Raw genomic sequence first — 21,072 nt, 5'->3', positions numbered from 1 at the left:
CAGATACTAGGAATTGACGCCACCCCCAAATCACCCCAATTCCGGTGATTTGACCGATTCGTCAAACTGGCGAGGCAGGGCTTAACAAATCAACGATTTGGAACAGTTCGGCGCTTTACAAAAGCGGGCTGGAGAAGTTCTCGATCACCGATCTGTCCACCAGGCAACGCCATACGCCGATGTTGATTTTCCCCGCCTTCATCGGAGGCGCTGGAAATCAACATCCATCCCATAGAGTGCCGAGCTCACCTCGGCACCCTCACCTCGGCCGCCGGCCGCTTGCTGATCAGCGCCTGCAGCACCGCCTTCTCACGCGATCGACGGCGCGGCCTCACCGGCCGACTGGGCAGATCGTTGCCCCGTGCAGCGATCCATCGCTCCACCCACATCTTGCCCTGGCGGTAGGAGCCGGCCTTGAAACAGAAGGACCGGCCTTGCCAGTTGATGGTGCCAGCTACCCTGCCCATCTCCATCTGCAGCACCGCCACCGTCTGGTAGTTGAAGCACAGGTAGCAGGTGTCGGGGTTGTCGAGCCAGTGGTATGGGGTTGGGAGCATGGCCAGAGGATGGACCAGCCGCGTCTCTCTTGGTGAGAACGCGGCCAGTACAAGGCCCTACCTCCACTCCCACTGGAACCGGAAGCCGGCCATACCCGAGGCATTGAGCTCGGCCGTGGTGCCCAGCTCGGCGGCGTGGACCACGTCGTACAGCTCCCGCTGCACCCGAAAGCAAAGCTGCGTCCCCGAGATGTAGCTGAGGATGATGTCGCTATCGCTAACGCGCTCGGGCCGGTGGTCGTCCATGGTGATGCAGGGGCTTGATGCGCCGGCAATCTGGACCGCGACCATCTCACCCGTGTCCGCCGAATAGCGCCAGAGGAAGGTTCCGACAGAATCGGTCCAACACAGGTGCACCCGCATGTTCTGGTCGAACGCCAGACCGATGCGGATGATTCCGGGGCGCTGCAGCACTCCGACCTTGCTGGCCTTGCCCTGGTCCTCCCGCCAGACGTAGACCCAGCCATCGGCCAGGTCGTACTCCGCTGTCCAGTCATACCCTCCCAATCCCTGCGACGGGTCATTGATGGCAATACCGCCCACCTCATAGTCCACCAGAGGATTTCGGTGATTCCGCATCCTTGCCGACCAAGGGCCGGGGTATGGAACGATGGAGAGGATAGGAATCATGGCGTATGGCGTCCCCAGCTAAACCCGACGGTTACATTGGCGGTTCGCTCTGCGGTTTTATTCAGCTTCGGATTGAAACCGAAACTCCAGCATCCAATCGGCGTCCGAGATGAGTTATCGGTCGCACTCGCCCCCCCCATCAGCGCCACCACCCCGAGCCCTGTGGCGTAGTTTGCGGAGGTCAGCCCTAGGTTGAATGTGTAGGTCCTCAGATAGCTGTCAAGGGTGTAGGCGTTCGAAGTAGGCACGCCTGCGCTGATGCTGGCCGTAGCTGGCTCGACGGTCGCAGCAGAGGGCTGCGTCTCTGCATGCTTATCGCCGCGGTAGCCGACTACGAAAGCCGAGCCCAGGATTGCTGCTGATTTATCCCAGTGGCCGGAGGTCGGCCAGCCATGTGGACGCATCGTTATCGTGCATGCCGCGCCGTCAACTGTGGCATTCACCACAACGTCGCTGTTCGCAACATAGCAGCGCAACTCATAGATGACGTCCAGAATCTCATCAGGTGCCAACGTGATTGTGGTCGGGGTGCCGCCGGAATCCTTCAACAGTGCGCGCGAGAAGATAGCTCCAGTCGCAGCCGGGGCCATGGCTACTTCTGCAAGATTCACGCCCGACACCGAACCAGCGGTAAACCGACGCGAAACCCGGTTGTACATATAAGTTGCATCGACCGATATGCCGGACGCAGCTCCTGTGCCTGCACCATTAGCAGATCCGCTTTGGGCTACTAGTGCGGTGTCCGTGAAGGCAGGGGCTGCGTTTCCAGTTCCAAGACGGCAAAAGGTCAGCGCATTGACCGCTGTATTCCCGAGCATGTTCAGTCCGCCATTCGTGATTAGGTTGCCAAACCACGGCAGGACGACCTCTGCCTCGGACAGGATCTGCTCGCCCTGCGCGTCAACCCCGAGAACCTTACGCTTCTCAAACTGGAACAGGCCCTCTAGGCCAAAGGTGGTCTTTTTCATAGTGATGTGCTCGCTGAGACAAAGATAGGAGAAAGGCTTACGGCTTCGGGCTCCATGGTGTTGGCGCTCAGAACCTTCTTGGTAGAAGCGGAATCAAAGATCGGAGAAAGCTTTACGAAGTCCTCCGCAGGTTGAACATGTGGAATGCGGATCACCCTTGTGCTCGCCGAAACGAATACTGGCGCGAGTAATAGGAAGTCTTCTGCAGGTTGCTCATGCGCCCACTGGACTGGCCTTGTTGCGGCGCTGATAAAAACCGGCGACAGGCGCACGAAGTCTTCTGCCGGCTGTAGATGAACCAGTAGTCCAATGGCTGTGGAGGCAGACAAGAAGACGGGAGTTAGCCCTACCGAATCTCCGACGACTACTGGATATGGCGCACTGGTTAGATACGCGCGGAACTCTCCTAGCTCACCGGTCCAGATGGCGGCACGGCCAGCCGAGTCACGAATCCGCAACGCGATGCGGTAGCGGCCAACCTCATCGACACCGAGCTCAGATGGCACGTCCCAGCTCGCCGCATCCATCCAAGTAGGGGCGCCGGAACCAGTGAGCCACGCACCGAGCTGGACCCCGGCAGTACCATTCGGCCCTGACGCGCTGACGGAAGCGTCGTTCCACCGCCCGTTCTGGCCACGCCCCTTGAACACCTGTCCGCGTTGCGGTGCGCCGATTGGATTGCCCGCGCTGTCGAGGAACCGCACCAGTGCGCTGTACTGGCTACCGAAGTGGTGGCCGGCAGGGTTGTACATGCCCCGGAACCGCGTCGTGATCCGCTGACCGGGAAGGCACGGCCCGATGGTGTTGTTCCACGCTTCGACCTCGATGCCGCCCTCATTGCCCATGCCGCGACCACCAGGCCACCTCAGCGAGTGCGCGCCTTCGTAGCGATGGGCGGTGTCCACCACCGGTACTGCGCTGCCGCCGCGCGGCACAAACGACCAGCCGCTGGTGTCGCCCGTTTCAAAACCGGGATTCTCCAGAGGCGTCACGTACTGGCTGTACGGCGGCCAGACGATGACGATCTCTTGCGTTGCATGGTCGATATAGATCGAGCTGCCAGGCGGCAGCGCGTCGCTACCCGGCAGGATCTCTACCGAGCAGCGACCGATGGCGTTGTGGATCTGCAGGCGCCCCTCATACGCCAACCGGGATGCCACATACGGCAGCGTCCCTGTGATGTAGAGCGGCAGGCCATCGACGTTCTGGTCGAGGTCCGGCCGCAATGACAGGCGGGCCGCCATCAGCTTGCCCTCGCGCCGCGCAGATACACAGCCAGACCCTTGGCCAGCGCCGTGCCCACCTGGTCAACATCAATCGTCACTTCGGAGCCGGCAGGGATAATCCGGTTTGCGGCCAGAAAAGCAGTGCTGTAAACAGCAGGCGTTGCCGCGGTGATGGTCGTTCGCTCGTTGTTGTCGAAGGTCAGCCGCGTGGCAAGGATGCTCACGCCATCCACGTTCACGTCCACGGTAAGCACTGCGCCGGTCGCTTGCGCTACTGCCAGCCCCGCGTACAACCCGCGCGCAGCGACTTCATCAAGCATCAGATCGTAGGGAAGGACAAAGCTGTCTTTGCCGGTGCCGGTGGCGATGTTGGTTCCGAGCAGAACCGTGCGATCGATCAGCCGGAACACCTGCTTTGCGGGCTCCGTGGCCAGCCGCAGCAGGTCACCGCCTGCGCACCAGCTGTCATCCTGCTTGGCCAATGCGCTGATCAACGCACCCTGCGCGCGCGTCTCCAGAGCGAAACCGGCCGGCGGCTGCAGCGTCCCGCCCGATTGGATGGCCAGCGTCACTTTCCCCAACCCGGCCTGCAGCACCATGAAGTGCGGCGCAAAGTCGCCCTTTCGCCAGTCCGCGGACGCGCTGCCGGTATTTGCCCGGATGGTGATCGTGGTCGGATCGTCGGACTGGCAGATGATCAGGGCGTTCTCGTAGGTTCCATCCACCAGTAGGTTGTCGCCAGGCAGTAGCACCCGGCGCATGGCCGTCGTGGTCAATGGCGGATCACCCGCCCATGGACGTGCATAACCACGAAGCACGGCGAACCCGCGCAGCCCTGCTGCCGGTGCCACGGCATAGCGCATCACCGAATCACCAGGGTCAGCGCCGACAATGATCGTGTAATCGACACCTGGCCGCATGCCAACGAAGTCGCCGGCGTTCACAACCTGCTCGAAGTAAACGTCGTACATCGACGGGTCGCCGATGGTCGCCTGCGGAATGGGGAAGTCGGTGGCGACGCCATCGGCCAGGCCGTTGCCGTTGTCGTCCTGGAAGAGGAACAGCATGGGCGTCACGCCGACACCGCCGGTCTGCGTCTGCTCGATCAGCGTTAGGGCTGTTCGCAGGTTGAGTGCGTCAGCCTCGGCCACCGCGTCGCCCACACGGATGATGCGCTGCCCCTTTGCATCCCAGACAAACGCACCGGTCACCGCGTCGATCACCGTCTGCATTGAGTCATCTGACAGCTGCTGCAGCTGCATCACCCGGTAGTCGAAGGCGTCCTCATGAATCTCCGGCAAGAACGCGCCTTGGTTGGTGATGTCTGTCGGCTGGTCCAGAGGCACCGTGCGCAAGATAAGGATCTTCAGGCCGGCAGCCGGCGGATCGTTGAATTGCAGGGTCGTTTCCGGCAGGCCGAGGCCTCGAACCGTGTACTGGCTCGGTGGCACCAACGTGAAAGCGCCATTGGTTCCGAACAGAACCGACAGGTGCGACGACAGGAAGGCCCGCGGGCCGTTGAAGGTGGTTGCCTCGCCGTTGCCGTCGTAGCTCTTGCGACGGTCATTTGCCGTGATGGTCATGGAGTCTCCAGAAAGAAGAAGCCCCGCACTTGGCGGGGCTTGGTGGTCAATGGCGCAGGCTGTTACTGCTCGTCTTTGGGGCGCCGATAAAGAAGGTAGGCCGCCGCTTCTGCGGGGTTGTCAGGGGTGTATTGACCAGTGCCAACGTCGTAAATGTATTCGCCGGTTGTCAGCATCTGGTTGCTGGGAATACCGGTCAACGGACCAGCAGCGCGCACGCCGGTCTTGATCAGCTTTTCGGCGTCCGGCTCGTCGTCGTCAGCAATCCAATCCCTGCCTTCCTTCCATGCGGCCTGGCCGAACTTCGCCAGTGCCACACCTGCATCCACGATCGGATTCGGACGGCCCATGCTGGGCTTGCCCTCGATCGCTGCGTCAATGCCGCCAGCTACATCGCGCAAAAGCGGGATGGTCTGGAAGGGGAACAGGATCGTTTTACGCGCGAGCCAGGCACTCCAGTCGTCCCAGCCCTTCTCATCGTCGTCACCACCATCCGGACCGCGCATCATCAGGACTTCGAACACGGCGTTCGACAGCACACCGGCCGACAGCCAAGTACCAAGCGCACGTGCCGGTGACTGCACCCGCCCCAGGTACAGTCCACGTAGGCCTGATTCCTGCAGCCGGTTGTTCATGATGATCATCGGGCCGATGAACATGCGTGCCCACTTGTAACGCGGGTCACGCTCGGCCGCGCTCAGATCCTTGGGTGCGCCTGCCTGTTGCGTGGTACGAATCGACTTGTCGGCCAGACGCACCGACTCATCGATCCCCATCCCTTGCGCCTGTGCCTGCTGGTATCTGCCCAGCCAGATTGCCCGCTCAGCCAACGGAACTGTCCAGCGGTGCACCTCCATAGCCATCTTCATTGCTGCCGCACGAATGCCCCGCTTGCCTGACAGCTTGCCGAGAACGACCTGGTAGGACGAATCCAGCGAGTTCGCACGCTCCTCCATGTAGGGCGACAAGGAATGGATCATCTCGGTCATCTTGCCAGGACTGCGGTAATAGGCCGCGTAGCCGGTGGCCAGATACTTCGGGTCGACGCGCGCCGCAGCCTGGATTGGTGCCACCACGGTGTTTGCGAACACCAGCGGAAGCCTGAAGCCCAGAGCAGCCACAGCCGTATTGGTCAACACCGCGTCGCCGATCTTCTCGGCCATGCTGGAACCAGGCTCAGACACCGAGGCGCCACGCACTGCGTTCTTCACGCTGCCGTAGAGCGAGTGATAGGCGCCCTCCGAAAGCCGCTGCTGGATCAGGTTCTTCAGTTCCTGGTCCTCCAGCACCCGCAGCGCCTGCTTCACGTAGCCGCGGTGGGACACGTCGGTGATCACGTCATTGAGGTGGCGGGACAGCACGCGGTGGTAGTCCAGCAGCATCGGCGCCGCGTAGTCAGTGCGTTCCTTGGTGTGCCCCTTGCTGGTCATCGCCCGGCTGAAGGTGCCGCCCAGGATCTGTTCTTCCGCAGCACGCGCCTGCTTGGCGCCGCCGGCGGACACGCGCGGGTCATACACCGCCGGGTAGTAACCGCCACGCAGGCTGACCGTCGAGCCATCGGCCGCGGTAAAGATCAGCGGCATGGGTTCCACCTGCTCCGGGGCAACGCCCGACAGTCGGCGCTGCTGCTCCACGATGTCGGGCCACAGACTGTTCACCGCATCCCAAATGCCTTGCACCATCTGCGCATCGGCCGGCGTCAGGTGCCCCAGCATCTCCGCGATGGCCTGCGGAGTGAAAGGAGCAACCTCGCTGTTGTTGCCGACGTAGCCGCCCCGCATCAGCTTGTCACGATTGCCGGCGTTACCCATGTTCAGGGCAGCAGCCACAATGGTGTTCTTCGACATCGATCGGCCCAGGCTGGGCACGAAGACCAATCGGTTGAGGTCCGCCCGTTGCTCAGGCGTCAGGGCCTTCATGGTCTGCTCGAGCATGCCACCCACGCGGTTGCGCAGTTCGATGCGCTGCTGCTGTGCGGCCTCGGCCTGGTTCCAAAGGAAGTCGTGCCACGGCCCCGTCTCTCCGCCGTCCAGCCACTCCACCACGGTTTCCGGTCGCAGCACCCAGTCCAGCAGGCCGGTGTAGGCCGACCCCACTTTCTGCATCGCGGTCATGTCGGCGTCGGAGAACGGCAGCGGCTTGCCCTCAGCGATCGCGCCGCGAATGGCGCCGGCCAGCTCGGCCTGGGCGCTGTCCCAGTCGCGCTGGTCCTTGTTGGCCAGCAGCTGGTTCTTCAGCTTCGCCAGTCGCGCGATATTGGTCACCGCGTCGTGAAGCTCCCGGAACTCAGCGATCGGCAGGTCCGCGTAGTTGGTGACGTTCTCCGCCTCAACCCGCGCCAGCAGTGCGTCACTGATGGCCGTCAGGTCATCGTCGGCCTGCCGCGCCTCCACCCATTGCCGCAGGCTCTGCCTCCGCGCCACTGCGCGTCCGGATACGTCGCGGAACTCGTAGGTATCGGCAATCGTGTCCATGGCCTCCAGATAGTCGGCGCCGGCCTTGCCCAACCGCTCGCGCGCCTTCGGGGTCAGTTGCTGCCGGATGTAGCCGGCCTTCGACTCAACCTCCTGCTGCACGGAGCGGGCCTCTGCGAACAGCAAGGCGTTCAAGGCCTGCTGCCGCTTCGCCTGCAATGCTTCACCGTATCGCCCCTTGGCCGCTGACTGCGCTGCTGCACGTGCAGCCTTGCGCTCAGCCACAAGGTACTCATTGGGCCGTATCTGCCGCGCAGTCTTGCGGGACAGCAGGGCTTCGGCCACAGCTTTCAGCTCGCGGCGATTTGGCCTCGGCTCGCGTGCCAAGGCTGCCAGCACACCCAGCTCGCGCTCCAGCAGCTGGATTTTGCGGCTGCCGTGCACCGCGTCCAGAGCCCGCTGCGGCAGCGTGCCGTCAGTCATCGGGTCGCCGTGGCGGGCCTGCATGCGCGCGTCAGCCTCCGCGCTCACGCCTGCCAGGGTCTGCCGTACCGTCCACAGGCCCTGCACTAATTCATCGGCTGAGGTGAAGCCCAGCAGTGTGGCCACCTCTTCGGGATGCGTGCCGCCCTTGCGTGCGTAGACCCTGCCCATCTTGTCCAGCAGGCCGTCGCCATAGGTCGCTGCCAGAACAGCCCGGTCCAGCTTCAGGCCCTGCAGCCGCTCCGGCACGGGCTCGCCACCGGCTTCCTTGCGCCCGGTCAGCACCCGGTAAGCGCGAACGATCGGGGTGGCCTCGACCTCGGCCTCGACCTCGTTGCGAATCGTGGCCAGCTCGTCCTTCCACCAGCGTTCGCGGGCGCGGGCGTCGGCTTCCTGTAGTTGCGCCATGACGTCGGCCTCAGCCTGCTCGCGTGCAGCGGCGATCTGCTGCTGGTAGTCCGTGAACTGGCGCTCGGTCATGCCCAAGGCCTGCGCCTCTGCCAAGTCACGCGCGATCGGCTCGAAGCCAGAACGGGCCTGCGCGGCCTCAATCTCTTCCTGACTGGCCAGCATGCGGTCGAAGACCCCGCGCACGTCGTCGGTCAGCTCAACATCTAGATTCCGCAGGCTGCGGTAGATGCCCATGATCCACTGCTTGAACTGACTGAAAACCGATTGCAGCTCCGGCGTCGGCGCCTTGCCCTCGCCCAGATATGCCTCAAACCCTCGGGCGAACTGTTCGTGCTGATCGACGCCAATCTGGTCCGCGGAATCGACGCCGAACCACTGCAGCAGTGAGTCCATGTCGGATCGCAGTTGCTGCGGCGCACCCTCGGCCGTTGCCAGGTCGCGGTAGACCTCCAAGAAGAAGTGCCCTGACTCATGCAGGAACGTGGACAGGTCCGCGCCCTTGAAAAGGCTGATCTGCATTGACCGGTCGATGCCGATCTGGATCTGACCCCGAGGCTCGGCACCACCCTGAAACAGGATGTCTCCGGCCAACACCTCACGCGCGGCGGTGTCCGGCAGCGCCACGCTCCAGGTCTGCCGCTGCCCTTCGATTGGATCGTCCTGCACGATCTCGCCGCCAGTGCGTTCGGCCTCGATGCGCGCTTGGTCCAGGGTCAGGAAGTCGCGAGCCTGGCCCTGATCGTCCGCCAGCAGCCACTGTCCTGCGCGCTGCACATAGGTCCCGCCGTCGCGTTCAATGGTCTGCTGGCCGCGTCCATCGGTGGCAACCTGCGGCCGGCCGAATAGGCTGCGCAGGGCGTCCATGCCGCGTTGCATCAGCGTGCGAGGCTGTGCTTCGCCGCCCTCTGCTGTCGCTTCGGCGGCATCAATGCCGGCGGCGTACCGCTCGTACAGCGCCACCGGATCCTGTCCGGTGACCTCGCCCAGCCTACCGAACAAAGCTCCCCAGAGCTGCGCCTGGCTTTCGGCCTGCGCCGGGGTGTAGCGCTCGGTTCCCACCAGCTGTGCCATGACCGATTGCTGCACCTGGCCGCGGGCGGTTGCGGCGGTTGTGCCCGGTGCTGGCGCGTCCAGCGGCACGCCCAAGTCGCGCGCCATTCCCTCGATGTCCAGCGTCTCCAGCTCTGCCGGCGACAGACCCTCTGCCGTGGTGCGGGCACTGCGCAGGATCTCGTCGCGGTTCGGCAGTCGCGGGACAGCGGCCATCCACTCAGCCATCGGAATGACGATCTGGCCGGTGGCTAGCTGCTCGGCCAGAGCGGACTCGCCGCCCACCATGTCCTGCAGCACCTGCGGAGCGGACTGGAATAGCGTCTGGGCCTGCTCTGCGTCCAGATACACCCGCGCGTCTTCGCCTGCGACCTGCGCGGTCAGCGCCTTCATGTCCTCCGGCGAGCGCTCGCCGAGCTTCAGATCAGCGGCCAACTCGGTGGCTGCGCGAAGGCGCTCATTGCTGTCGCCGGAGGTCATCACCTGCTCCAGGCGCTCGTTGATCCAGCGGACCTGTCCCGACGCTTTCGCAGCGCGGTAGTTGGCGTGGACCTCTACAGCACCGGTAGGAATCTCGGCCAGGCCCTCCATCAGGATGTCGCCCCACTTGAGGCGGTCTTCGGTAAGCATCTGCGCGACGGCCTCACCACCAGCGCCACCGGCAAGCTGGACGCCAGCTTCAGCGCCGGTGCGGAGGACTGCGGACGTGGCGCTGCGCCGTGCGTTATTGATGAAGTGGCCTGCCACACCAGCAGTCAGCGCATCAAAGACGCCGATGGCCATGCCTCGCTTGGCTGCCTTCTCGCGTGCTGCGGCCATCTTTGCCGGATCACGCAGGAACTGGCCAACGGCATAGGCATCGGTGGGATCAACACCAGCATCCTGCATGCTCTCGGAGATGCTGGCGCCAAACTCGGTCAAGCCCGAACCTGTGCCCGCCGTGGCAGCGGTGACGACTCGGCTGCCGCCGCCCGTGGCCACAGTCAGGCCCAGCCCTGGTGCACCCATGCCTATCGACTGGCCAAGTGTTACCGCAATGGCGCCGAGCGTATCTGTTCCCCCGGCGTACAGCTCCTTCACTGCGCCAGTGAATCCATCAGCCTTGTTCGCACGGTCGAATGCCTGAAAACCGCGATCGGTCGATGCGCTGGTGGTATCCGCTGCCTGCGCACGCCGTTCCATATCCGCTCGCAGCGCAGCCTCTTCTGCAGAACGGTCGGTAGTCAGATTGCCCGTAGCGGGATCCACCACCGCTGGACCGGCAGGCAGCATCGCCAACGCATTGGCCTTGCCGCGCCGCCAACCACTCACAACCCCGCCAATCACCTGCTGCAGGATGTTTGGCTCCGGTGCCGCGCTCATCTGCCCCGTAACAAGTGACTGAGTGTAGGCAGACAGCTTTGGAGCTTCATCGCTGGCCAAGGCCATACGTCGCGGATCGCTCAGAAACTCGGCCACATGCGGAGAACGCTTTCCAGCTTCGGATATGTCTTGCCGCCGGGCGTCGTCTTCGAAGTCGCTCAGATTTGCCGCCACAACTCCGTAAGGCTGGCCGAGCTGGTCCGAAAGTTTGTTCGCGCGAGCAGCTTCCTCGGGCTTTGCACTGGTGCCCGTGTAGGCACTGCGCAGAGTGACCTGCCGACTGCTTTCGATCTCATCCGACAGCTCATCGAAGCCGTCCAGCACGTTGTCGATCACTTCTTGGCTCCTTGAATCCTGCGGGACAGATATTGCGTAACCCAGGCATCGGTCGGTGCCTGGCCGTACTTCTGGGTGTAAGCGCCGCGCACGGCGTCACGATCGGCCTGGCTCACTTGCAGGTCGAACTGCGCGGCAGCGCTGTAGAGGCCAGTTGCCACCTTCGGGTTGTTCTTGAACTTTCCGTCCTCATCGCGGATTGTTCCCAGCCGCCCTGCCTGCAGATTCTGAGAGAACTGTCTGGCCACGGTGCTAAGCAGCACGTCCCCCTGTTCTGGCGTCGGCTTCTTTCCAGTGGTCTGCACAAACGCCGTCTGCGCGTTCTGGTACGCGATGCGGAACTCGCCGCGAAGCGAGCTGCGAGGTGCATTCTTGTCGCCGGACCCATCTCCACTGGCGTCGGAGTCAGTACCGATCCCCAGCATCTGGAACCCTCGATTAAGCCGCTGCTCGTCCGTCATGTAGTCGACGCGTTTTGCCGGATCGTTGGCCTTGGTCTGGTCCTCGGCCAGAGTCTTCAAAGTCTTTCCGCTCAGCTTGTCGGCGTACTGGCCAAGTGGAAGCCTGGAAAACTCGGATGGCTGAAGTGCCTGCATCCGATGCAGTCGATCGAGCGTCCCCGGATCATCTTCGATCACCGTCCCTTCTGAGATCAGGTTCCGATACCGGTTTATGGACTCGCTGAGGCTGGAATCCTGACCGACCAGCGCCAGCTCGGCAGGTGCCAATACCTGCGACAGCGGCACGCTTACACCCGCTGCGGTCACCTTGTCGTAGATCGACATGGCCGCCTGCTGCTTGGCCTGCTCGATCCGATCCTTGCGCTGGGCGAAAATGTCGCGCAGATAGCCCTCCGTCGCAGCCCGCTGATCCGGCGGCATCCTGCGCGGAATGGCTGCGACAGCATCGGCCAAGGTTGTCGGTATTGCGCGGGCACCAGCGGCAATCGGTGCAGCCGGCGCAACACCAGAATCGCCCTCAGAAGCCCATCGCGCAGATCGCCCCATGACCTGGCGCACATAGAGCGCAGTCTTCGGATTCTGGGCGGAGCGGCCACGATTAACCACCGCATCAGCACCGCCCTCACCCGCGAAGTGCGCGGCGATAGCGAACTCGCGCCCACCTTTGGCCAACCGCTCCCGGTACTCGCGCGCCGCACGCCGGGCCGAAGCCGCGGCATCTTTCCGGTCGATGCCGCCGGCACTGGTTGCCCGGTACTGGAAAAGCCCGGTTGCTTGGTCGCCATCGTCCAGCACTTCCTTGTTCACGGCGCCAGCGTTGAACCCGGATTCCTGCTCCGCCAGCGCATACAGGTCCGCGCGGCCAGCTGCGTCCAGCCCCTCGGCCTTCGCCGCGTCATCGATCGCCTTGGCAACCGCTGCCGACGGCAACCCGCGCGAAGCCGGCGCCGGAAGCGGCTCGATTGCACCACGGCCTTCAGCGAGAGATTGGGCCAGCTCATACGCTGCACGGTCCTTCACCACGGGGTACAGCGTGCGCTCGACCTGCGCGCGATCCTCCGGGGTCATCTGGTCGGCATAGCGGTGGTAGTAGTCCTCGGCCGCGAATGGGTCACGCGTGGCCATGGCTGCCGCTGTCTGCTTACGGACCGACGAAACGATGCCGCGCTCACTGGCCTTGATGGCTTCCGCGCCAAGCCCTTGCGATTCGTAGGATGCCGAGGCAATTCCTATCGCCTCCTGCAGGCGGTTGTCGGCCAGGCCAAAGTCGCCAGACATGCCAGCGCTTACGGCGTCCTGCCCAATGTTCTCGATCGTGGCCTTGTGCTCAGCCGCCTCGTAGGCGCTGTACTCGCGATCGGCATAGTTGTTCAGCCGCCCCTGCACGGAGTCGCGGAATGAGAACGCCACAGCATCGAAACGCTGCTGCTGATCGGCGGACAACCTGGAACGAATGTCGCTGACCCGATTATCCAAGTCACCGAGCAGCACATCGTGCGCTTGCAGCGAGTTTTTCCCTTGGTACTTGGCAATGCCGTCGGCGTTGGCTGGATTGAAAGTGCTGCCCTCCCAATCGGAAAGCTCACGACGCGCCTGCATAACCGCCGTGAGATCCGCCTTATCCTTCTGCTGCTGGAAGAAGTCACCGGCAGTCTTGCCGAGCACGCCGGCAGCACGGACGGCTGGCGACATGTCGACCTGCGCAGTGTTTCGCACCTGCGGACCCATCTGCTGCTGGACCTGCGGGCCAGGGCTGCGGGGAATCAAGGTGGCCATCAGGCGTACCCTCCCATCCAGCTGCCGTTGTTGACGGTGCCAGTGGTGCCGCCGCCCACTCGGGATTTGCTGGCACTACGGGAGCCGTACGCGCTATAGGCCTGATTCGCCGCCGATGCCAGACCCCCGAGAATTGTGCCGGCCGCTTGGGTGTTGCCACTCCAGCGCGCCAGAGACCCCTGGTTGCGGTAATTCGTTGCCTGAGCGTTAAATCCCCACGACTGTCGAGCGGCATTCATGCGCAACGTCTGCTGGTCGACCTCGCCGAACATGGCCGTCTCGCCCATGATCTCGGCGGCGCTGCCGAACGTGGGATCAAGGTTGTTGGCAGCGATGGATGCCCGCTGTTGGCCCAGCAGAGCGCGCGTGCGCCAAGACTGCTGCTCCATGTCGCGAGTAGCCTGCGCGTTGGTCGCGTCGGCGTCAGCACTTGCCAGCCGGGCATTGTTCTCCGCGATGGCTGCGTTGGCCTTGCCTTCCTGCCGCTGGGCGTTCGCCTGGTAGGCGGTCGTCAGCACCGTGGTTGCAATCAAGGCGATGGTGGTCGGTTCACACACCGGCTTTTCTCCAGAATGGGATAAACGGGAGCCCGTCAGGGCCAACTGGGATGGGTTCTAGGAACTGGAAACCGAGCCACCGCAGCCAGCGCTTGGCCGCTTTGTTGCGGGCGTCAACGGCGTTGAACAGAAGCGCGGGGAACCGCTCCTGCATGCGCTCGACCGCAGGGGCAGCAACACGCAGCAGTTCCTTCTGGGCCGACCAGCTCCGCAGGTCGGTGGTGCCGATCATCCAAGGCGTCCCCATTCCGCCCAGGATCGAATACGGTGAGGCGCCGAACATGGCCACTGGGCGTCCGTCCAGCAAAGCAGTGGTGGCATCCACTGTCGTCGCCAGCCCCCGCGTCAGCGCCTCAGCGGGCGTAGTGCGGGAAAGCGCCCACAGCTCGGCAATGTCCTGTTGCCGAGCGCGCACAGCGATCTCTCCGACGTGCGCCGGTTCCGCGGGTACCAAAACGGTACGCATCAGTCAGAGATGGCCACTTTCGGGACGATGGACAGGATCTCCATCGGCAGCGGGTCGTCGCTAAAGATGTGCACGTGTCCGCAATCCTCTCCCCAACGGGCGGTGATGTTCTTCTTGAAAATGCCGGTATGCGCTTCGGTCGGTTCGTCGTAGTTCTCGAACTGCCGCTGTGCAATCGGGTCCAGCGCATCCAGCGAACCGCCGACATGAACGCCGCGCGTGTTCCGCACGACCAAGGCGATCTCGAAGGTCAGTTTCTTCATTGCCCGGACCGCCTCACCACTGGCGCTGTTGATCTCCAGCGTCTCGATGTGCGCGCCATACGGAAGGCCGACCTGCACCACGCCGCCTGGACGCTGCAACTGCACCTTACCGGCCGACACGACCAGGTCGCGCTCCACATTTCCGTCCACCAACGCGTACACGGTCCGGCCCTCCAGGTGCCCAAGGCCGCCGATGCTGTCTCGTTGCAAGGTCCAATTCAGCACTGCGACATTCCGCAGTGCCGTCGGCACCTGGCCGATGCTGCGCACCTTCACCGCTACGGTGCTGATGAACTCAATGATTACGCACCGCACCTGTTCGCTGCCCAGTCGCAGCAGCAGGCCATCGCCGACATCGCTGCCACCGGTGAACACCGCATCGCTGGCTGACGCTGTCAGCTCGTCGTTCTCCGTCCAGCCTGAGCCAGTGAGGGTGATCGTGGTCATCGAGGCATTGCGGCCATCGTATGTCAGCATGCTGTCCAGGTACTTCCAGTCCAAAGTCTCGGGCTGGCGCGTCGGAGCCTTCTGCTCGATGTACTGTCGAACTTGCCCATTGACCACGCGGCGTACCAGCGCATAAGTCTGGGTTTCATCCTTCCGGGGCAGGCAGCACACATCCAGCACACGGTCCTCGCCGATCTCGGGATTCTCGGTATCACGTCCCGTGTCATGCCGGTGCCAGCCGCTAACCTCCTGCTCGGGCAGGTAGGTACAGCCCACCAGTACACCGTCATTGCGCACCAGCCATACGATCTGCCATGGCGCCGCGGCTTTCTCGATCCAGCGAAAGCTGTAACCCTCTACCAGGTGATCGGCCCAGATGCTGATCTCGCTGCCACGGAACCCATCCTTCTCGAACTGATAGGCCAGGTCACGAACCTTCTGGCCCTGCTCTTGCAGCAGGATCGCCGATTCGCCCAAAGCCCTGGCCGGTACGTTACCAACGCCATAGTAGGACTGCGGCTTGATGCCGATGGTGCTGGGAGTGACCACATCGTCCTGCCCACCGGTGACCTTCCACTCTCCGCCGGTGGTCAGTACCAGCAGGCTGTCCAGCGGCACCAGGTCGCGGATGGCGTTCACTTGCCTCGCGTTGATGGTGAAGGACACCGCATCGCTGTCCACGATCGGGGAGCTGCGGCCAAAGTTGTTGTAGTCGCCGATGTTCGATGCCCACACCGTCTGCGGATCGCCCGGCGTACCGGCAAACCAGATTCGATCGGCGTAGAACTCCACCTCGCCGGGATAGCCGTAGCGATACGACCAGGCGCCGACTGCCCACACGTCGGTGCCGCCATTGGCGCCCGCGGCGAACTCCGTCACGACGATGTTGTCTGTACCAGCCGGCGGCGCCTCGTAGAACGTGATCTGCCCGGTGATGGCGTTGATCGTCCAGCCCTGTGCCATTACAGCGCCTCCGTAGTCGTGCCGTTACCACCGCGCCCGATGCCGCCGGTGCTGGAACCGCCAGTACCGCTACCGCCTGGATAGAACGGGTTGGATTGCACAGGAACACCATTGATGGTGACCCTGTAGTCCAGGTAGGACCCGCTGGCCGCGCCGGTGATGGGGAAAACCTTGGCGGTGCCGTCGCCACTAAAGGACCAGGGACCGCCGACGGGAGCCGGCGCAGTACCGATGATGCTGTCGGGGATGCGTTCGATGACGGTGGCCTTCACCGCGTATGCGCTGACGAACTCGGTTACCTGCAGGATGCCGAAGCCACCGTGTACATATTCCCACTCCACACCCACGGCGTAGGAGTTAACGCCATCGTCTTTCACGTCCTGCGGACCATCGAATGCCCGGCCAACGTCATGCACCGGGCGGACGCCACCGCAGACGTAGTATGGAGAACCTTTCCCACCAAGACTTGTTGGCACCGACACGCACCGGTAGACCTTCTGGTCGCTGCGGCGATACGCGCCGAGGGGGACGTTCTTTTCCGCAGATACCCACGGTTTGACGGAGCGCAGCTCCTTCTCCTCGACGTACAGCAGCGAACCAACCATCTCGGGCGTGAAGGTGGACACGTTGACCGTCACGTTGACCACGCCTTGCGTCCCTGACACGGCCATTACTGCAGCCTCATCGGTGTTGAAGGCGCGGAACGGCCCACGGCGAAACTCGAAGTTGCGCAGCTCGAACGTGGTCGCAGTGAGCCGGCGCAGCTCCTTCTGTGGGATCCACGGGTGCACCAGATACATCACGTCTGCCGACTGGGTAAAACGAACGTCGTAGATCATGGTTCCCGTGTAGGGCGTAACCACCTCAACCGGCTGCCCAAGGCCATCGCGAAGCAGCACCCCGTCCACCCAAAACCGGAAGTAGCCGTCCCCCATCTCGATCAGGTAGTTGATCTCCGTGGAGTAAATGAACGGGACAAGCCGGGTGTCGCGGTCGTGGTGCTTCACCTCGCCGCGAAAGATGTATCCAGGGCGCTTCGCTGCACCTCCCGTTGGCTTGGTCTCCACATTGCGGCACGTGGCCAGGCTGGTCATGTAACGGGCAAGGTCCACGCGGCCATGCAGCCCTGGCGACAGCTCGCCGCCAGCCAAGGACGGTTGCGGGAAATTCGGCATCGCCTCAGCCCCTCGCCGCTTGAGCGGCCGGCATGTACGGATCGTCGTCGTGCACGCCCTCGTTGTAGGCGTGAGCAGCTGCCTGGCTCAGGGCCATCTGGTACAGCTGCTTCAGGTTTGGCTTTGAGCTGAAGCCTCGATCACCAATGATCGCCGGCGCTGCTTCCTCGGCCAGTTTGCAGGCCAGCGCATCCACAAAACTCGGTGGATAGCGCTCGGTGTCTTCGACGCGCGCGACGTAGATCAGGTAGGCCTGCTCGATGTCGGCAAGGATGCTGGTGCCCTCCTCGCCACCGGCCACCTCGTATTCAACCGCGTAGCGCAGGCGGAAGTCGTCCTCGCACCACCGCGACATGCGACGAGCGGCGCGCACGCCGGCCTCATCCGTGACCGCCACCACGGTGATGCAGTCAGCCGGACGTGAGTAGCGCAGCTGCCAGCCAGGCATTGCCGGCTCGCTGGCCACAGCCAGCGGCATCGCGCGCATGGCCCACGGCCACTGCCGCTCGGCAAGCACCAGGTCGCGCATGGGCTCCCACAGGCGTGCAGCGATTCGGGATTCCTTGGACCGCTCCGTGAAGCTGGCAATCGTTGCGTCCTGAGCCAGTTTCAGCAGCGCCAAGTTGAAGATGTCGATCTTGGAAGGCATGGCTTACGCCTTGTCCTTGGCCGGATACAGGCGCTCGGCCACCGTCTCGCCTGCGCCAGTGTCCACGCCAAGCTCGGTGATCTGGATCTCCAGCCCACGCTGAAGCTTCCCGTCGATCTGCTCCTCGCGCATGCTCGACACGACGCCTTTGGCCTCGATCAGGATCACCGCACCTGCCGTTGGCATGGCGCCGATACCCAGCTGCGCCAGCTGTTCTTCATTGAGGTTCAGCCGCAGGCCCCAGGGGTAGTCGGGCGTGTCGCCATGACACGGCGAGCAGCTCTCTGCCTCGCCCTTGTCCACCTCGCTGCGCTTCATCGAAACCAGCTTCATGTGCTGCTCCAGAAAGAGAGAGGCCACCTGAAGGTGGCCTCTGTGGTTGCCGGTTAGGCGTTTGCCGACTTCTCGGCCACGGCCTGGTCGATTGCCTCGATGACACCCTTGCGGGGCTTTTCGGCCGAGGCTTCCAGTTCGCGATAGGCAGCCAGCTGCTCAACCGCCAGGCCGGGCAGATCCGCCTTGATCAGATCAGCGTTGCGAGCCAGGAATTGGTCAACCGGTGGCGCCGACTTCTCGGCCACGGCCTGGTCACCGACCTTCTCCATCCAGGAGCCCATCTGCTTGTCGCTGTCGATCTCGAACTCGTCGCCGGGTTCGCGCTGCTGCCCAAAGAATCCGCGCCGGGTCGCGCGCACGCGAAGGCCGGTCACAGGTTGTTCTCCTGGTGGCCGGCAACGATGCCCGCGGTGATCTTGCCCGTGGTCGGAGCCGTGCCAACCAGGGTGTAGTTCAGGCGGGCATAACGCTGGTTGACGCCGCGCGGCACGAAGTACAGACCGCCGAACACGGCGCCGGCGGCCAGGCTGGCAAGCGGCAGGGTCTGCGAACCGACGGTCGTGGGCGAAGCGAAGTTCTCGGTAGCCGACACCTGCAGTTCGACCTGCAGGCTGGTGGCGTTGTTGAAGGCTTCGACCACCTGGACACGCAGCGGAACCGGAATGCCTGGACCGATGTCGCGCTTGATGGGGGCGCCTTCTCCGACGACAGTGCCAGTGGCGCCGAGGTCGATCACGTTGGTGGATGCTGCGCTCGCCAGCACTGCCTGTGCGTTCGAGAACAGGTTCTGTAGATCAAGGATCATGGTGATGTGCTCCTGGAATGACTTAACGGCGAGCGGGCCGAAGCCCACTGCCAAGGGTTGGTGCGGTCGGTCAGACCACGCGGGCTTCGGTGTTCAGCAGCGCATCCGACTCGCGCAGCGGGATACCGCGATAGGCCAGCACTTCCTCGCCCTCGATCTCCTTGCGGGTCAGGCGCACGAAGTTGTCGGTGGTGCCGCCGTTGGTAGCCAGCGTGTCCAGGACTTCCAGCATGTCCTTGTTGAGGTAGATGGCTGCCTTGCCACCGGTGACCTTGCGCTGGTGCAGCTTGTAGAAAGCCTTGCGCATGAAGTCGTACAGCTTCACGGTGCCCGCCTGCGCATCAGAGACATCGATGTTTGCGATGCGCGACACGTAGCGGTAATCGCGCACCGACAAGCCAGCATCCAGCTGGAACTTCTCGCGCATCACGTCGTACACCGAACCATCGGTCAGGGTCTTCGTCTGCGAACCCTTGTCGTCGCGGGAAATGCCCGCGGTGCTGCCCTTCGGGTACAGGCCGTGCACGGTGTTCTCGCCCCACACTACGAACCAGATCGAGGTGTTGTCCGAACCGGTGCCGCCAGCGTCCACGATCTGGTTGCCGGATCCACTGGTCGCCTTCTTGTTGAAGCGCGGCGTCAGGCCCGTGAACATCTGCGGCGTGGTGGCCTGGTCGCCATAGAACAAGGCGCGAGCCCAGGTCTGGTTGAGGCCTTCGAGGAACGCAGATGCTTCGGACAGGCGCAGACCGGCCTTGTCCTGGGTCAGCTCGTAGAGCTTCTGGTCGATCTCGCTCCACGCTTCAGCGAAGCCGGTGGCGTCACGCACCTGCGCGGTGGTGGACTTGGTGGGCTGAACGCCTTGGTACAGCATGCGCCACGTGGCCTCGGGGATGCCGGTGCGCACGGTGGTGAGGTGGGAAGTGCCGTCGTTGCACTCCTTGACGATCATGTCCTGCAGGATCGGGTTGGTCTGAGCCAACAGCTCGATGACAGCGGCGATCTGCTTGTTGGCGTCGGTGCGCTTGAACACGTCCGCAAGGGTCAGGTAGGTATTGCCTACGGTCGACATATTTCAATCTCCAGAAATGAAAAAGCCACCTTGCGGTGGCCGTGGGTTTCGGGGTGGTGGTGAATCAGGCGTTGTTGCCGTACAGCACGCTTGCGTGGTCGGTGGCCTGGTTGCCGGTACTGGTGCCGCCGCCCAGCCCATCCATCGAGCTGTCGCGCATGACGCGGCCGAAGAAGGCAAAGGCATTGACCATCGCCGGGTGATTGCCAAGGCCCAGCTCATTGAATGCCTTGGTCAACTCGGGATCGTTGATGGCCTTTACCGCAGTGGTGGCAAGGCTGACCGTCTCGTCGTACTTGTCGCCGAGCTGCTGTTTCGTCTGCTCGCCCCACTGCGCAACCTGCTCGACGCGCTTGTCTTCCATCGCCTGTTGCAGCGCCGCCGCGTCCTGCCCGGCCATCTGGCTGTACAGGTCGACGGCCTGCTGGGCCTGCTCCTGCGTCCAGCCATTGGTCTTGAAGAACTCGCCGGCAGTCTTGAGGCGGTCGCCTTCGAGCGCGAAGCCCTCCGGCACCTTGAACGCCTCGTATTGCTCCGGTGCGCTCTGCTGGCCTTCCGGCTTGGGATTGGCGTTACTGCCACCCTCGCCTTCGCCCTGCGGTGCGCCCGAAGCTTCCCCGCCACCCTGGCCCTCGGTTACCGTCGGCTTTGCCCCGGCTTCCTGCTGCGTCGCGGTGTTGGTGGTTTCGGTGGTCCCGCCAGCGTTGCCAGCATCGACCGTATTGGATTCACTCATCTTCTGCTTCCTCGTTGGCTCGGAGCTGCGCAAGCAGCTGCTTCAGTGATTTGTTGGCCTCGGCACGCATCTGTGCCTCGCGCTCAGGGCAGTTATCGCGAATGGCGTTCAACCACCACTGCGCCGCTTCCTGCCTGCCGATGGCGCGAGCGGTGTCCGTTGGCTCAACGCGGTATGGCGAGGCATCCAACCCCATTGCCTGCACGAACTGCCACAGCAGCCGGCGCATCCGCGGATCGTCCAGAACGCCGCGGACATCCTCGACAAGCTGCTGGTGCTGAAGCCTGGCCAGTGATTCGTGCCGGCGCTGGTCTTCCAGTTCCTGCTCCGTCCGGAACATGTCGCG

18 protein-coding genes are annotated in these 21,072 nt (G+C 63.4%); all 18 read right to left on the bottom strand.

Features of this window, described 5'->3' with window-relative positions:
- Window positions 1–245: 245 nt before the first annotated feature.
- The 18 genes from ACVOLV_RS03495 to ACVOLV_RS03410 all read right to left on the bottom strand — a co-directional run bounded on the left by ACVOLV_RS03495 (window position 246) and on the right by ACVOLV_RS03410 (window position 21,066).
- Complete coding sequence (locus ACVOLV_RS03495) at window positions 246–557, bottom strand: hypothetical protein (protein ID WP_481553160.1); 312 nt, start codon at window positions 555–557, stop codon at window positions 246–248.
- Window positions 558–614: 57 nt separating this feature from the next.
- Complete coding sequence (locus ACVOLV_RS03490) at window positions 615–1,112, bottom strand: hypothetical protein (protein WP_481553159.1); 498 nt, start codon at window positions 1,110–1,112, stop codon at window positions 615–617.
- Window positions 1,113–1,183: 71 nt separating this feature from the next.
- Window positions 1,184–2,155 carry a hypothetical protein gene (locus ACVOLV_RS03485; RefSeq protein WP_481553158.1) on the bottom strand — a complete coding sequence of 324 codons (972 nt, stop codon included), beginning with the start codon at window positions 2,153–2,155 and terminating at the stop codon, window positions 1,184–1,186.
- The gene (locus ACVOLV_RS03480) at window positions 2,152–3,399 is read right to left on the bottom strand and encodes a hypothetical protein (RefSeq protein ID WP_481553157.1); all 1,248 of its coding nucleotides are present in this window, start codon (window positions 3,397–3,399) and stop codon (window positions 2,152–2,154) included. The genes ACVOLV_RS03485 and ACVOLV_RS03480 overlap by 4 nt, the downstream gene beginning before the upstream one ends.
- The gene (locus ACVOLV_RS03475) at window positions 3,399–4,964 is read right to left on the bottom strand and encodes a hypothetical protein (protein WP_481553156.1); all 1,566 of its coding nucleotides are present in this window, start codon (window positions 4,962–4,964) and stop codon (window positions 3,399–3,401) included. Before ACVOLV_RS03475 ends, ACVOLV_RS03480 begins: the two co-directional genes overlap by 1 nt.
- A gap of 62 nt (window positions 4,965–5,026) precedes the next feature.
- The gene (locus ACVOLV_RS03470; protein ID WP_481553155.1) at window positions 5,027–11,020 is read right to left on the bottom strand and encodes a hypothetical protein; all 5,994 of its coding nucleotides are present in this window, start codon (window positions 11,018–11,020) and stop codon (window positions 5,027–5,029) included.
- Window positions 11,017–13,257, bottom strand: coding sequence for a hypothetical protein (locus ACVOLV_RS03465; RefSeq protein WP_481553154.1), 2,241 nt, complete (start codon window positions 13,255–13,257; stop codon window positions 11,017–11,019). Before ACVOLV_RS03465 ends, ACVOLV_RS03470 begins: the two co-directional genes overlap by 4 nt.
- The gene (locus ACVOLV_RS03460; RefSeq protein ID WP_481553153.1) at window positions 13,257–13,814 is read right to left on the bottom strand and encodes a virion core protein, T7 gp14 family; all 558 of its coding nucleotides are present in this window, start codon (window positions 13,812–13,814) and stop codon (window positions 13,257–13,259) included. Before ACVOLV_RS03460 ends, ACVOLV_RS03465 begins: the two co-directional genes overlap by 1 nt.
- Entirely contained in the window at window positions 13,807–14,280 is a 474-nt protein-coding gene (locus ACVOLV_RS03455; protein WP_481553152.1) for a hypothetical protein, read from the bottom strand. The genes ACVOLV_RS03460 and ACVOLV_RS03455 overlap by 8 nt, the downstream gene beginning before the upstream one ends.
- Entirely contained in the window at window positions 14,280–15,953 is a 1,674-nt protein-coding gene (locus ACVOLV_RS03450; protein WP_481553151.1) for a phage tail protein, read from the bottom strand. Before ACVOLV_RS03450 ends, ACVOLV_RS03455 begins: the two co-directional genes overlap by 1 nt.
- Window positions 15,953–17,128, bottom strand: coding sequence for a phage tail protein (locus tag ACVOLV_RS03445; RefSeq protein ID WP_481553150.1), 1,176 nt, complete (start codon window positions 17,126–17,128; stop codon window positions 15,953–15,955). Before ACVOLV_RS03445 ends, ACVOLV_RS03450 begins: the two co-directional genes overlap by 1 nt.
- Before the next feature lie 4 nt (window positions 17,129–17,132).
- Window positions 17,133–17,777 carry a phage connector family protein gene (locus tag ACVOLV_RS03440; protein ID WP_481548341.1) on the bottom strand — a complete coding sequence of 215 codons (645 nt, stop codon included), beginning with the start codon at window positions 17,775–17,777 and terminating at the stop codon, window positions 17,133–17,135.
- A 3-nt stretch (window positions 17,778–17,780) separates the two neighbouring features.
- Entirely contained in the window at window positions 17,781–18,110 is a 330-nt protein-coding gene (gene gp10, locus ACVOLV_RS03435; RefSeq protein WP_481548342.1) for a capsid staple protein, read from the bottom strand.
- A 53-nt stretch (window positions 18,111–18,163) separates the two neighbouring features.
- Complete coding sequence (locus ACVOLV_RS03430) at window positions 18,164–18,487, bottom strand: hypothetical protein (protein WP_481548343.1); 324 nt, start codon at window positions 18,485–18,487, stop codon at window positions 18,164–18,166.
- Window positions 18,484–18,918 carry a Bbp16 family capsid cement protein gene (locus tag ACVOLV_RS03425; RefSeq protein ID WP_481548344.1) on the bottom strand — a complete coding sequence of 145 codons (435 nt, stop codon included), beginning with the start codon at window positions 18,916–18,918 and terminating at the stop codon, window positions 18,484–18,486. Before ACVOLV_RS03425 ends, ACVOLV_RS03430 begins: the two co-directional genes overlap by 4 nt.
- Window positions 18,919–18,988: 70 nt before the next feature.
- Window positions 18,989–19,990: a major capsid protein gene (locus tag ACVOLV_RS03420; protein ID WP_481553149.1), complete on the bottom strand. Its 1,002-nt coding sequence runs from the start codon at window positions 19,988–19,990 to the stop codon at window positions 18,989–18,991.
- 64 nt (window positions 19,991–20,054) lie between these two features.
- Window positions 20,055–20,726 (bottom strand): hypothetical protein, encoded by a 672-nt coding sequence (locus tag ACVOLV_RS03415; protein ID WP_481548346.1) that lies wholly within the window; start codon window positions 20,724–20,726, stop codon window positions 20,055–20,057.
- Window positions 20,719–21,066, bottom strand: a complete 348-nt coding sequence (locus tag ACVOLV_RS03410; protein ID WP_481553148.1) for a hypothetical protein — start codon at window positions 21,064–21,066, stop codon at window positions 20,719–20,721. The genes ACVOLV_RS03415 and ACVOLV_RS03410 overlap by 8 nt, the downstream gene beginning before the upstream one ends.
- Between the last annotated feature and the right edge of the window lie 6 nt (window positions 21,067–21,072).

The sequence above is a fragment of the Stenotrophomonas sp. STEN023 genome, assembly GCF_056760135.1.
This window is presented reverse-complemented; position numbering and strand designations above follow the sequence as displayed.